At 39.9% G+C, this 13,793-nt stretch carries 15 protein-coding genes; 9 read left to right on the top strand and 6 right to left on the bottom strand.

The genetic code is table 11. From position 1 onward, the window contains the following. Positions 1 to 83: 83 nt before the first annotated feature. Positions 84 to 605 (top strand): 5' nucleotidase, NT5C type, encoded by a 522-nt coding sequence (locus ABD930_RS11920; protein ID WP_345231951.1) that lies wholly within the window; start codon positions 84 to 86, stop codon positions 603 to 605. Here ABD930_RS11920 and ABD930_RS11915 read toward each other — a convergent pair. Both ABD930_RS11915 and ABD930_RS11910 read right to left on the bottom strand, forming a co-directional pair. Beyond that, positions 550 to 1,227, bottom strand: a complete 678-nt coding sequence (locus ABD930_RS11915) for a class I SAM-dependent methyltransferase (RefSeq protein ID WP_345231950.1) — start codon at positions 1,225 to 1,227, stop codon at positions 550 to 552. The two genes, ABD930_RS11920 and ABD930_RS11915, sit on opposite strands and share 56 nt — an antisense overlap. A 92-nt stretch (positions 1,228 to 1,319) precedes the next feature. Beyond that, positions 1,320 to 2,228: a UbiA family prenyltransferase gene (locus tag ABD930_RS11910; RefSeq protein WP_345231949.1), complete on the bottom strand. Its 909-nt coding sequence runs from the start codon at positions 2,226 to 2,228 to the stop codon at positions 1,320 to 1,322. 55 nt (positions 2,229 to 2,283) lie between these two features. Here ABD930_RS11910 and ABD930_RS11905 point away from each other — a divergent pair, with 55 nt between their 5' ends. The 6 genes from ABD930_RS11905 (at position 2,284) to ABD930_RS11880 (ending at position 8,592) form a co-directional block, all read left to right on the top strand. Then, entirely contained in the window at positions 2,284 to 3,120 is an 837-nt protein-coding gene (locus ABD930_RS11905) for a universal stress protein (protein WP_345231948.1), read from the top strand. A 202-nt stretch (positions 3,121 to 3,322) separates the two neighbouring features. Continuing rightward, positions 3,323 to 3,904: an RNA polymerase sigma-70 factor gene (locus ABD930_RS11900; RefSeq protein ID WP_345231947.1), complete on the top strand. Its 582-nt coding sequence runs from the start codon at positions 3,323 to 3,325 to the stop codon at positions 3,902 to 3,904. Beyond that, positions 3,901 to 4,932: a FecR family protein gene (locus ABD930_RS11895; protein ID WP_345231946.1), complete on the top strand. Its 1,032-nt coding sequence runs from the start codon at positions 3,901 to 3,903 to the stop codon at positions 4,930 to 4,932. The genes ABD930_RS11900 and ABD930_RS11895 overlap by 4 nt, the downstream gene beginning before the upstream one ends. Before the next feature lie 4 nt (positions 4,933 to 4,936). Continuing rightward, positions 4,937 to 6,586, top strand: a complete 1,650-nt coding sequence (locus ABD930_RS11890) for a carboxypeptidase-like regulatory domain-containing protein (protein ID WP_345231945.1) — start codon at positions 4,937 to 4,939, stop codon at positions 6,584 to 6,586. 122 nt (positions 6,587 to 6,708) lie between these two features. Further along, positions 6,709 to 7,803, top strand: a complete 1,095-nt coding sequence (locus tag ABD930_RS11885) for a hypothetical protein (protein WP_345231944.1) — start codon at positions 6,709 to 6,711, stop codon at positions 7,801 to 7,803. 261 nt (positions 7,804 to 8,064) lie between these two features. Further along, positions 8,065 to 8,592 (top strand): YceI family protein, encoded by a 528-nt coding sequence (locus ABD930_RS11880; protein WP_345231943.1) that lies wholly within the window; start codon positions 8,065 to 8,067, stop codon positions 8,590 to 8,592. 16 nt (positions 8,593 to 8,608) lie between these two features. Here the strand turns inward: ABD930_RS11880 and ABD930_RS11875 are convergent, their stop codons facing one another. The 4 genes from ABD930_RS11875 to ribD are packed head-to-tail and all read right to left on the bottom strand — an operon-like array spanning position 8,609 to position 12,022. Beyond that, positions 8,609 to 9,469, bottom strand: coding sequence for a nucleoside phosphorylase (locus tag ABD930_RS11875; protein ID WP_345231942.1), 861 nt, complete (start codon positions 9,467 to 9,469; stop codon positions 8,609 to 8,611). A gap of 4 nt (positions 9,470 to 9,473) precedes the next feature. Further along, positions 9,474 to 10,091, bottom strand: coding sequence for a YigZ family protein (locus tag ABD930_RS11870; RefSeq protein WP_345231941.1), 618 nt, complete (start codon positions 10,089 to 10,091; stop codon positions 9,474 to 9,476). Between the two features lie 22 nt (positions 10,092 to 10,113). After that, the gene (locus ABD930_RS11865) at positions 10,114 to 10,977 is read right to left on the bottom strand and encodes an EamA family transporter (protein WP_345231940.1); all 864 of its coding nucleotides are present in this window, start codon (positions 10,975 to 10,977) and stop codon (positions 10,114 to 10,116) included. Beyond that, on the bottom strand, positions 10,946 to 12,022 hold the full coding sequence (gene ribD, locus ABD930_RS11860; protein ID WP_345231939.1) for a bifunctional diaminohydroxyphosphoribosylaminopyrimidine deaminase/5-amino-6-(5-phosphoribosylamino)uracil reductase RibD: 1,077 nt from the start codon (positions 12,020 to 12,022) through the stop codon (positions 10,946 to 10,948). The genes ABD930_RS11865 and ribD overlap by 32 nt, the downstream gene beginning before the upstream one ends. 109 nt (positions 12,023 to 12,131) lie before the next feature. Between ribD and prmC the strand changes: the two genes are divergently transcribed. Together prmC and ABD930_RS11850 are read left to right on the top strand one after the other, a co-directional pair. Then, positions 12,132 to 13,007 carry a peptide chain release factor N(5)-glutamine methyltransferase gene (prmC, locus tag ABD930_RS11855; RefSeq protein WP_345231938.1) on the top strand — a complete coding sequence of 292 codons (876 nt, stop codon included), beginning with the start codon at positions 12,132 to 12,134 and terminating at the stop codon, positions 13,005 to 13,007. Beyond that, positions 13,004 to 13,786 (top strand): glycoside hydrolase family 25 protein, encoded by a 783-nt coding sequence (locus ABD930_RS11850; RefSeq protein WP_345231937.1) that lies wholly within the window; start codon positions 13,004 to 13,006, stop codon positions 13,784 to 13,786. The genes prmC and ABD930_RS11850 overlap by 4 nt, the downstream gene beginning before the upstream one ends. The last annotated feature ends 7 nt before the right edge of the window (positions 13,787 to 13,793 follow it).

Genomic DNA, 13,793 nt, shown 5'->3' with positions numbered 1-13,793 from the left:
CAATTTAATGCAAAATTAACATAAAAATATGGCAATATAAAGCATTTTATTGCTATATTTGTTGCATAAAATTGCAAATATCTATGAAGAAAAAATCTATTGCCATCGATATGGATGGTGTTTTAGCTGATACTGAATATCAATACTTAAGCTATTATGAAAAAGAGACGGGTAAAAAATTATTGAAAACGGTATTCCATAATGTGCCGGAACTAGAGGTATTACCTGATGGTTTGGTCTATAAATACTTACATACACCGGGTTTTTTCCGTGATTTGCCAGTAATGGAGGGAGCGGTAGAAGCGGTTAAGGCTTTACAAGAGCAGTATGAAGTCTATATCGTATCTGCAGCTATGGAATTCCCTTTATCCCTATATGAAAAAAAAGAATGGTTAGCGGAGCATTTTCCGTTCATTCATTGGCATAATATTATCTTTTGCGGAGACAAAAGCATTATTGACACAGATTTTATGATTGATGATTACTGCAAAAACCTCGATTTTTGTAAAGGCAAACCAATACTCTTTACTGCAGGGCACAATGCAAGTGTTACACACCACCAACGGGCAAACAATTGGAAAGAGGTATTGCAGTTGTTGCTTTAACATACACCTTACCTTGTATAAATCCAGCGTAATAACGATAAGTTGTTAAAAGGGTATACTTTTCTCTCCCGAAATAAGACCGAACATCGATTAAATGCTTTGCTTCAACAGTACATAACCATCCGAAGAAACGGTACATGAGTTTTAGCATTATCCTTTTCCAATATGCATCTCGATTATCTACCACAAAATCGGCAAACAGCCATAGTCCTGATGTACGGAGCTTTGCAGTTAACTTATCAAAAACAAGTGTTGTACGGGCTTCTGCAAAATTATCAAAGAGAAAAGGGGTGATAATAACGTCAAACTGCGACGGTTCGGTATCATCTTCTATAGCACCGTGTTTAAAATAAACGCTATTTTTACCATATTTTCGTTTTTTAGATAAATTCAGCATTCTCTGGGATAGCTCGAGGTAAGTAATGGTTAATCCGTCAGCATACCGTTTTGCCAACTCCTCCAATATCCATCCAGAGCCACCCCCTACAATAAGGATGGTACTCTTTGGAGCTATATGACTGATTAGATCAATTTGTACCTTCACCTGTGCTTTTCCGAATACCAGTCTGCTCAAAAAATCATATACCTCCGCAATCGCATCGTAATTATTTTGTATACGCATATTCATTCATTATTCATTATTCATTATTCGTTGTTCATTATTGGTTGTTCGTCGTTCGTACGGTCTACAGCCTATAGCGTATAGCTTTTAACTTAAAAAAATTGCATGGCCACTACGCCACAGATTGCTTTCACCAAAAGTAAACCATCAATGACGATCAGGTAATAAAGAATATTCTGGCGCTTGTGCATGGAATAGGCAACAAGCAACGACAACGCAAAAGGTAAAATATTAATCAACAACGGTATGTATCCAAAGTGTCTATAATAAGCGAAAATAACCATAGCCAAGACACCAACGAGTAGCAACGGTATAAGAATTTGAAAGATGGTATTCCGCAACCCAAATCTAACCACAAATGTTTTGAGTGAGCGATTGGCATCTTCCGCATAGTCCTTGATATCAAACATAATGGCATTTACCGTGCAAAACATAAAGGTTTTGATAAATAACCAAGCAACTAAAAAGGGATCTGGCGTATAAAGATGACCTTCTAGTTTTAACATCACTAATGGAAAAAGATTAACGCAACTGGCCCAAACAAAACCAATGATGAAGGATTTGAGTAATCCAGTATCCCGGATATTTAACCTTATAATAGATTTAGGTAATAAACCGTAATATAAAAATCCGGCCGATACAACCAACAGCATAATCAACCAATATGCCCAATGCAATTGCCGTAAATGCGTAAAATCATGATACAACAGATAAATCACAAGTAGCACACTCAACAACACCGAAAATTTAAGGTTCCATCGCACAAATGCACGATGTTCATGGTACCAACGGGTGCGCGGATTATGGTGACGAGCGCTTACGGTAACATGGACATAGGCATAAGTGTAATAAGCCATCGTTGCAAAAAACAAAAGCAAGTAATAGGCTGTATTATTAAAAGGAACGTTAAGTTGTACGGCTGTTTCTATAGATAGGGCAATAGCCAGTAGGCCAACGAAGAAATTTCCAAAGAAGATAAACTGTATAATACGATCGATCATTACCCATAAAGCTATCAACGAAAATACATTTTTTATAGGTTTAACGTATCAATTGATGAAAACACTTTTAGTATTAACGGACTTTTCTGATGCCGCCACCCATGCAGCGAAATATGCGACTATTTTTGCTAAACAGCTGATGGCTTCCAGAATTATCTTGTTTAATAAGCTTTCAAAAATTGATGCTATTCCGGGTACTCCCTTGTTGGTGGATAGCGCCTATCAAAGCAGGGAAGAGGCTATGCGACAGCTTAAGCGCCTATTTCATGAATTAAAATTCCTAAAACATACCCATACCGAATTATCGTATTTGGTTAAAGAGGGAAAGTTGGAAGAATTGACCAACGAACTGATTACAAAATATCAAGTCGATTATGTGGTTATGGGCCTGACAGGCAAAAGTAGGCTTGAACAGACGTTGATCGGAAGCAATACGATAAAAATTGCCAAAACAGTGGCCAAACCCCTCTTAATTGTGCCTGAATCTAGTAAGCTGATTCCTGTTTCAAAAATAGCCTCGATCTCCAGCCTGTTTGATTTAAAACAGGCACAATTGATTCACCACCTTTTACATCCCTTGAGACAGCATGATACCACCATCGAACTTTTTGTATTACATCATGAAAATGAGACGCATATCCAGCAAGGCCTACATAACCATAGTCTGGCTGCGGTAAAAGAACAGCTGGCTCCCTATCATCCTACCTACGTTACTATTGGTGAAATCGATATCGTTCGAGATGTTTTAGATTTTTGCCGGGATCAGCAGATTTCACTTATCGTGCACATTGAGAAAAAAAGGAATTTTTTCGAAAGTATTTTTTCAACGGATATTACGGAACAAATAGCTTATGTATCGCATGTCCCCGTATTATTGGCTAAACAAGGGTAATTAAGTTATAAGTTGTAAGGTGTAAGGTATATGGTGTAAGGTATAGGCGCTCTTATACCTTCTACCTTCTACCTATTGCCTTTTACCTGATCACACCAATAGGGGTAAAGCCTAGTGAAGTTGTCTACACTATAAGGGATACGTTTAACCCATTTATTTAATTACCTTTGACAGATACAGCTTCATGTTAACACAACTAACCATGCAAAGCGATATAGATACGCTCCATTTACTACAAAAAGGCGATGAAGGCGTGTTTGAAGGAGTATTTAAACAGCATTTTAATCCGCTGCACGCTTATGCTTATACCATTTTAAAAGATACGGTTGCGGCGGAGGAGGTGGTGCAGTCTCTTTTTCTCAAACTTTGGGAAAAGCGCTCCCATTTAGCCATACGTACCTCTTTAAGATCATACTTGTATAGGGCCACGTACAATGACTGTATGAATAAGATTAAACATGGTCAGGTCAAGCAAAAACATGAAGATCATTTGGTATATACCCACAATTCTTCCTACGAACACACCGCCAATCAATTGCATGAAAACGAATTAAAAAGAGAGCTAACAAAAGCTCTTGGTTTACTTCCGGAGAAATGCCGGATCATTTTCCAAATGAGCAGGTTTGAAGAGTTGAAATACCAGGAAATTGCCGACCGGCTGGAGATATCCATCAAGACGGTCGAAAATCAGATGGGGAAAGCATTGAAAATACTTCGTTTTGCGTTGGCAGATTACCTGCCTTTATTAATTTATTGTTTACTTCACTTATTTCTCGGGCAATGAAAGATGAATTATTAATCAAATTCCTTCTTAAGGAAACATCTCCTGAGGAAGATCTAGAGGTCCATAATTGGCTGAAACAGAGTCCGGACAACACAAAAAAATTAGCGCAGTTTAAGATCATTTGGGAGAGCAGTAAAACGCTGGCGCTACAACATCCTATCGACGAAGAAGCCGCCTGGAACCGTTTTAAAGAACTTCGCGATCAGGAAGTAAAGCAGCCATTGCCTAACGACAATGATGAGCCGCCTATAAAAGTAGATGAACCGCCTATAAAAGTATTAGCTACACCAAAAACCAATACGACCACTCAATGGTTAAAAGTAGCGGCTTCCGTCATCATAAGCTTTGGTCTGCTGTTGGGAATCTATTGGTATACAATAGCACCAAAGCATCCTTATTTTAATACCATTGAATGGGTCGCAACAACAGCAACATTAACGGATACCTTACCCGATGGAACAGGTATAACCTTGAATAAGCATTCCAAAATTACCTTTCAGGAAAAATTATTCGGATGGAAACGACAGGTTAAAATGACGGGTGAAGTTTTTTTTGATGTAGCATCGAATGCTTCAAAACCGTTCGAAGTGCAAACGGATAATCTAACCATCCGTGTTTTAGGAACATCTTTTAATGTTAGAAGCAATCCTAAAGCAACGGAAGTAATCGTCGAAACCGGAGCTGTTCAGGTAAGTAGGGATGACGTCATCGTTAAATTAAAACCCGATGAAAAAGCAATAGCGCGCACAGGTTTGACCACTATTGAACAACGAAAACAAACCGATAAATTATATGATTATTATCGCACGAAACAATTTAAATTGGACAATACGCCTTTATGGCGCTTTGTAGAAGTGCTGAATGAAGCCTATTCCGTAAAAATCGTGATTGGTGACCCTGCTATAGGCAATTTACCGATTAGTACAATTTTTGATAATGATTCTTTAAATACCATTTTAGACACGTTATGTAGCATGTTGCAGCTACATGTAGTGAAAAATGGCAAAACGATAACGATAAAAAAATAGGAGCTTGAATAATCGATCCAGTCGCTTTCTCAAACGCCTGCTGTTGACCACTATGCTATCGACAGCAGGTTTTGCTGTTTTTAGTCAAAACTATCTATATCAGCCTGTTACAGTACATGTGAACCATCAAAAATTAGCGGATGTATTAGCGAACATCGGACAACAGGGAGGATTTCACTTTGCCTATAGCAGTGGTATTATTCCTGCCGACAGTTTAGTGGTATTGCAAAACTTTAAAGGAGACGTAAAAACTGCCTTAAACTTGCTTATAGGGGATGGTTATGCTTACCAACAAAGTCCTAATCACTTAATCATCCGTCCGGCACCTTTCAAACTAACGCTGATGCCTGAAGAAGTAGGAGAGGGTAAGCGAGTATACACCATTAAAGGGACGGTGGTAGATGAGCAAACAGGTCGAGGTATTTACCAGGCAAGTGTTTATGAAAAGCGCTTATTAGTAGGTACTTTAACCGATAAGAAGGGGCGCTTTAAATTAAAGTTAAAAACGAAAGATGGCGGTCCTATGGTACTTACCGTAAGCAAACAACTATATAAAGATACGACAACTGTGTTCCTGCCAACAGCTAATCTTACCGATAAATCCCAAAACAGTCGGTATGGATATATGGATGGTGATGGAAATGCCGCTGCTAACACCGCCTTGGGGCGTTTGTTTTTAAGCTCCAAACAAAGGCTAAATGCCTTAAATTTAGGTAATTTTTTTGCGTATATGCCGGTTCAAATTTCCTTAACTCCAGGATTAAGTTCGCATGGTATGATGAGTGGACAGGTAGTTAATAAATTCTCGGCTAACCTAATTGGCGGTTATACTGCTGGCGTTAACGGCGTTGAAGTAGCTGGTATCTTTAATATGGATCGCTACCATGTTCAGTATGTACAGGCTGCTGGAGCAATAAATGTGGTTGGTAGTAATCTTTCCGGTGTGCAATTAGCTGGTATATATAACAAGGTGTTGGATAGTTTGAAAGGTGTTCAAGCGGCTGGATTGTTTAATCTTGTAAAACAAGAAGCTAAGGGAGTGCAATTAGCTGGTTTTGCCAATAGTGCCCATGAATTGAAAGGACTGCAAATTGCGGGGGGGCTTAACCGGACAAAAAATAACCATCATGGTGTTCAGTTCGGTATAGTCAACATTGCCGACACGACCTCCGGTATCAGTATTGGTTTAGTAAATATCATTGGTAATGGTTTTAAACGGCTCAGTATAGCCACAAATGAAGTGCACTATGCTGAGCTTGCGTTTAAGAGCGGTGACGCTAAATTATATAGCGTTATTTCGGTAGGTTTGGGGGCATGGAATGGTGGAAAAGCACCAATCACCGGTTTTGGTATTGGCCATGAATTTAATCCTCATGAAAAGCAGCATTATTTCGCTGCAGAACTTGTCGCTCAACAAGTTTATGGAAAAACATTTGAAAATATCGCTGGCTGGCCTAAACTCAATGTATTGTATAACATTGCGCTTAGTAAACGTACAAAAGTGTTTGTTGCTCCCAGTGTAAATTTACTCATTAAGAGTAAGCAAACAGTTGAAGGAGAAAAAGAAGTTCTTTCCGATAATTATCCTTTTCTAGTTAACAACGAACGAACGAAATGGTGGGCAGGCTTGGCACTAGGCATTTCCTTTTTTTAGCTGGCTTTAAGCTTTACGGATACGGCTTATTGCCTATTGCTGTAAAGATAAAATTAAATAAACTCATCAATAGGGGGGAACCCCAGATAACTTGTCATACTATTAAACAACAAATGAATAGGATGACAAGATTTATGAAAAAGAATGCATGGAACCACAAGCGGATCATATTGACAGCCGCTTTACTAACAACTGTTTTTTCGTTATTTGCTCAAGAAAATAGCCCTGCACACATCGGTATTATCTATCCTTTAAGTACGCACGGGGGCAAGGCCGAGGAATATACTAATCACCTAAGTTTGCACGCAATAGCAGGCCTATCCGGAGGAGAAAGGGGGCTAGCCCTATACGGAGGAGCGGGTATCATCAAAGGTGATGCCGCTGGATTACAAGCTGCTGGTCTATGGAATCAGGTAAGCGGTACCTTGCACGGCGTACAGTTAGCAGGAGTAATTAACCTTGCGCAACAGGCAAACAACGGTGTTCAGTTGGCTGGCGTAGTTAACCGCAGTATGGGGTCAACACGTGCGCAGCTTGCCGGAGTGTCTAATATAGCCTACGATGCTAATGGTCTGCAAGCCGCTGGTGTTGGCAACTTAAGTGGACAAGTAAATGGTATTCAGCTGGCTGGCGTGTTTAATCATGCAACAGATGTTCACGGCGCACAATTGGCTGGTGTTGTCAATAAAGCAAAACAGGTAACAGGCATACAGTTGGGCGTGGTAAATATTGCCGATAATAGTGATTACGCCATCGGTTTAATAAACCTCGTAAAGAATGGAGAAAGAAGCATCGGTATAGAAACTGATGAAGATTTGTCCACCTTTGTAAATTTCAGATCTGGAGGACGCGTGCTTTACGGCATTCTGGGTATCGGATTTAACCCGCAATATGAACAGATACGTTATGGCATTCAGGGGGGTATCGGAGCTAAGTTGTTAAACACCCGAAATTTTAGGTTGGCTGCTGAAATAAACAGCATCACCTTAACCGATTTTGATGGTCATTATTTCAGTAAAAATGGTCTACGGATCCTCCCAGCAATTAGGATTGCCAATAATGTTTATCTATATGGCGGACCATCGTTCAATTATGTCAATACTGACAATGAAGATGGCAAAAAACTAGTGAAGTTTGAATTATGGGACAGACAACGGAAGAATGATTACCAGGCCCTTAATGTTGGTTTTATGGGAGGTATACAGCTGATGCTCTAATATTCCGTTCGTTGCAGATGGCCACACGTCGTTTTTTCCGGCTGTGTACTGTTAAAATGAAAAATCACTATTAATAAATTACTCAATAGGACTTAACATGTCATTCCGACTGTAGTGGAAACCTTATTTCGACCATGGTGGAGACATATTCATTATGCTATCGTGTCACGTTAATTTCATAAATATATGTTATAACATTATTTTAATAGTAAAGCATTTATATTTGATGAAGTGAACATACAAACAATAAAAATTTGACATATGGCAACAACATGGGTAGTAGATCCGGCACATTCGGACGTTCAGTTTAAGATTAAACATTTGGTTATTTCCACGGTAACTGGAGCATTTAACCAATTTGAAGGAAGTGCAACAGCAACAGACAATTTTGATGATGTACAAGCGAACTTTAAAATTGATGTTAAAAGCATTGATACGAAAAATGCTGATCGCGACAATCATTTAAAGACAGGCGATTTTTTTGACGCAGATACACATCCGGAAATTACATTTAGTTCTACTTCGTGGAAAAAAGTAGGTGAGGGTACGTTTGAATTAACAGGTGACTTAACTTTAAGGGGAGTGACAAAACCGGTAACCTTAAACGTTGAGTTCGGTGGCATTGAAAAGGATGCTTACGGCAATACAAAAGCAGGCTTCGAAATTACCGGCAAAATTAATCGTAAAGAATTTGGTTTAAGCTACAATGCCTTAACTGAAACTGGAGGATTGGCTCTTGGCGAAGAAATCAAACTGGTCAGTAATATCCAATTGGCCAAACAAGCTTAACAAGAAAGGGGAAATGTCAAGCTAAGCGTTCTAATGTCCATCGTATGGTCCGCTCAACAGCTTTTTGTGGTTCCTTGCTAAAGGTATGCGTTAAGCGGTTTGCTAATATGGTATTGACCGATAGGGCGCGATGACCAAGTAATTTAGCTAAACCATAAATTCCGGCAGTCTCCATCTCCAAATTTGCAAGAACAAAATTTCCAAAAGAAAAAGAGCATAAGGTACGAAACAGCGTACCATGCTTTTGTTCTGCCCTCGTTGTACGTCCTTGTGGTGCATAAAAACCGGGAGCAGTTAAGGTTACACCATAAGCGACATCCTTTCCCAAACGATCAGATAATTGTGGCGAACACGCTACTACATAAGGATGCAAATGGTCATGCGCGATATGTTTTTGAAAGGCTTCCCGTAATGTACGCTCTTCAACCGATTCATCCATTCGGTAATAGTGTAAAAGAGGATCTAAGCCGATGGCAAAGGTGGACACCAATATCGTATCTATGGCAATAGCCGCTTGCAAGGCACCAGAGGTTCCGATACGAATAATATCCAGTGCTCGTAATTGCGGTTTTATGGTGCGGCTTTCCAAATCGATATTTACCAACGCATCCAACTCATTTAAGACAATATCAATATTGTCTGTGCCAATTCCAGTAGAAATGACGCTTATCCTTTTTCGACCAATAAAGCCTGTATGTGTCCGAAATTCCCTTTTCCCTTTTTTTAATTCAATGCGATCAAAGTACTGACTTACCTGACCGACCCGATCTGGATCACCCACCGTGATAATAGTGTCTGCCAGATCTTCCGGCAAGAGATTTAAATGATACACACTACCATCTGGGTTCAATAGGAGGTCTGTTGCCGTAAGCTGCATAGATTTATACTGATTTTAGGTATTTTACTTTTACATTTTCTAAGCGTTGCAATTGGCCTAGGGTTTGATTAACCCGACTTTGCCTAATTTCGAAAACGAGCGAACATTCATTATCAAAATGTTGCTCCAGTAAGGTCAACTCCTCATCTTTTACTACACGCATGAGCTCATTTAGCTGCGGATATTCTACGTGCACCTCATATACGTCATTCACCGTTCGCGTGATGATATTTGCTTGGTTGATGGCGTCTTGTGTAGCACTTTTATATGCATTGATGAGCCCTGGAACACCCAATAGGGTTCCACCAAAATACCGTACGACAACGACAATGATATTGGTTAGGTCTTGAGACAAAAGCACATTTAAAATCGGACGTCCGGCTGTACCCGAGGGCTCTCCATCGTCATTCAGGCGAAAAATAGACCGGTCGGTTGTTAGGCGATAGGCCCAACAATGGTGGCGTGCTTTCGGATGAAGACTTTTCATTTCGGTAATGACCTGTTTCAAATCCGTTGCATCACGAAAGGGATAAGCATAAGCGATAAACTTGCTGCCTTTATCTTTATACAACCCTTCCGTAGCTTGTTCGATGGTCTTATACGTATCTTCAAATAAATTCATGAGCTATAAACCTAAATTAAGCCTATAGAAAGCTGATCATCAGGACGGAAATTACGGCAAGTAAAAGTCCGATTTTATTGAGTAAGGTAAGCTTTTCCTTAAATAAAAATAAGCCTACTACGGCCCCAACAAGGATAACACCAATGTTCATTGCAGAAAAAACCACCGAAGGATTATTCGGCAAAGCCTGATGCGCTTTCATATAAAATAAAATATTACCAAAATTAAAAAGTCCTAAAACAAGCCCCCAAAGAGTACCAGAAAGCGAAAAATGTGCACGTTTGGTTAATGCAAGATAAGCCAAATAAAGGAAAGAAAAAGCCGTGCACAGCACGAAAACGATAAATAACGATGTTTTATACGAGAGTTGCTGGTATTGTGCCAAATGTTTAAAAAGAATATCAATCATACCCATTCCGAGAAATACCATCAAGGGATAAATCCACGTATACTGTCCGGAATGATAAGCGCTTCGATCCTGCTTCCATTTAATAGAACAAATAATAGCTGCCAAGCCAACAGCCACACCGATTAGTTTAAGTGCTTGGACTTCTTCTTTGAAAATAAAAAATGCTGCCAGCAATGGAATAAATAACGACAAACGTTGGGCAACTTCTGTTCGTACAATGCCTGTATAACGAATGGAAGTAGCTAGAACAACAAATAAAGCTGGAAGTAAAATACCCAAACTTAAATAACTAAGCCAAGGCGCCTGCTCTAAAGAAAAGGCCTGTAAATCAGGCTGAAGATATTGGTAGCTCAGCAGTACGGCAATGGGATAATTCCATGCAATCATTTGTAGTACATTGACAGAATAGCGTCTAGCCAGTTTAATAATGACGGAGACGGTTACACTACACAAAACGCTTAAAAGTAGAAAATGCATCTTGGTTAAAATAAGTTGTCCATAAATCTTTTCCGACCTGTTGTTTAGTCTCCGGAGGCATAGGCAAACGAGGGGCTTCTATACCATCTTCCCAATATACGTCACCTTCGAATACACGCGCTTCATCCCACAATCCCGCATCGATAAACAAGCGAAGTGTTTTTACGCCTCCCTCTACCACAAGCGATTGGATATCCATCAAATGCAACTGATACAATAGCTGCTGAGGAAGGTACAAATCGAAATTTTCTAAAGCAATGTATTTAAGATTTTCTTGCCACTCGGATTTTTCTGCATTAAATACGATGGTATCCACAGTCTGATCAAATAGGTGCAAGTGTTGTGGCAACGAAAGTGTTTTGTCGATGACAATACGTTTAGGATTTTTTCCCTGCCAATGCCGCACCGTTAGTTGTGGATTATCGATCAAAGCGGTATTTGCCCCTACCAATATCGCATCTTCCTGGCTTCGCCATTGGTGACTTAATCGTTGCGCCAAAGGTCCGGTAATCCATCGTTGTGTGTGATCGGTTGGAGCAAAGTAACCATTGGCAGTTTGAGCCCATTTCAATAGGACGTAAGGTCGTTGTTTTTGTACTCGGGTAAAAAAACGCCGGTTAACAAATGCCGCCTCTTCTTGACATACGCCTTCTATCACTTCAATTCCTGCCTCCTGCAACTTCCGAATACCACGTCCGTTTACTTGTTCAAAGGGGTCTCGGCATGCAATCACGACTTTTTTTACTTGATGTTTAATCAAGAGATCGGCACATGGTGGTGTTTTTCCTTGATGGGAACAGGGTTCTAAACTTACATAAACGGTAGACGCTCGCAGCAAGTCGGCAGCATTGGGATATCGGTTAAACACGTCCGCAATAGCATTCGGCTCAGCATGTGCTGCTCCATATTTCCGATGCCAGCCTTCACCAATAATTTTATTGTTGTGTACCACCAAAGCGCCAACCATGGGGTTCGGACTAACCGTGCCTAGCCCCAGTTGAGCCAGTTCTAAACAACGGCGCATATAGATTTCGTGATTAGGCATGTGCAAACCTACACATTTTTATCAGTTGTACGTCCAAGAGCTTATTTTTTTACAGTTTTATAGCGAAAGCAATATCTCACCTCTAATTTCGTATGTTTGCACCCATAAAATGACACAAACATTCAAAACTATACGGCAACGGTTTCTGAATACGCTTAGCCCGACTTACGGCGAATCAGAAGCGGAAAGTGTCTTTATTATCGTATTGGAAGATGTCTTTCATTATAAACGAACGGATTACCTGTTAGGCAAGCCTCTGGCACTAAGCGCTGCTGATGAACAACAATTGGAAAAAATACTTGTTCGTTTGCGTAGAGGAGAACCTATTCAGCAAATTATCGGATCAACCCAATTTATGGGTATATCGCTTAAGGTAACCAAAGATGTGCTCATCCCTCGACCGGAAACCGAAGAATTAGTTGATTTGATCCTTCAAGATCAACAAGCGGATAGGAGGCCTGAACTTCGTATCATAGACATAGGCACAGGAACGGGCTGTATCCCCATTGCGTTGAAAAAACACCTGCCTGAAGCCCATATTACCGCATTGGATATTTCTAAAGAAGCACTTGAAGTTGCTAAATATAATGCGTTAAATAATAATACCTTAATACATTTTATATTAGCTGATATTTTAGAATGGGATCTTGTATTTACCGATGAGCAATATTGGGATATTATGGTAAGTAATCCACCTTATATTACCCATGATGAAAAATGGGACATGCAAGCTCAGGTATTGGAGTTTGAACCTCATCTGGCCTTATTTGTGGAGAATAAGGCGCCTTTATTATTTTATGAAACCATTGCTTCTTTTGCCTTACAGCACCTTCAACCGAATGGCTTACTGTATGTTGAAATTAATCAAAAATACGGACAAGAAGTAAAAACCTTATTGCAAAAAAAGGGTTTCAGCAACGTATCCTTATTTCAGGATATCCACGGGGCTGATCGAATGATTAAAGCAAGCCTATCATCCAAGTGACTACTAACAAACGAAAAAAGAGAAAGACCAAGCAAGATATTCCCACTAGGGGCCGCTGGAAATGGTTCGGCCTGGGAATTTGTTTTGCGATATTGATTGGTATTGCCCTAATTAACCACGCGCTCTTCAACCGAAGCCATTTCGGCATTAGCATGCCAGCAGGTTATCACATGCACGGTATTGATGTTTCCCAATACCAAGGAAAAATTGATTGGGACAAACTATGCAGTCCACAGGATAGCGATATCCATATTTCCTTCGTTTATATGCGCGCCACTATGGGAATGCGTCAAGACAAGCGGTTTAAGGAAAATTGGAAAGCAACTGCTGAACATCATCTGAAACGAGGTGCTTATCTTTATTTCCATCCCAACAAGGACGGGGAAAAACAGGCCGCATTGTTCATTAAAAACGTAGGAAGTTTAGCAGGCTGTCTGCCACCAGTGGTTGATATTGAAAAAACGCATCGGACAGATAAAAATGTATTAAAAAAGCGCTTACAAGCATGTCTAAATGCCTTGCATAATTATTATGGTATTCGGCCGATCATTTATACCTATACCACCTTTTACCGTGATTATCTCGGCGAATCATTTGATTCATATCCATTATGGATTGCCCACTATGAACGCGATGATAAACCAGATTATATTCAACGAAAATGGGACATTTGGCAACATAGTGAACGGGGTAGAATCGCTGGAGTAACGGAATTCGTGGATTTTAATGTACTTAATTGCGATAATTCCATTATGCCTTGCGAGGTTTGTGGTAATTAGTTATTCG

The sequence above is a fragment of the Olivibacter ginsenosidimutans genome, from assembly GCF_039542865.1.
GTDB classification, from domain to species: domain Bacteria; phylum Bacteroidota; class Bacteroidia; order Sphingobacteriales; family Sphingobacteriaceae; genus Olivibacter; species Olivibacter ginsenosidimutans.
The sequence above is the reverse complement of the archived record's forward strand: the minus strand, read 5'-3'. Positions and strand labels throughout refer to the sequence as shown.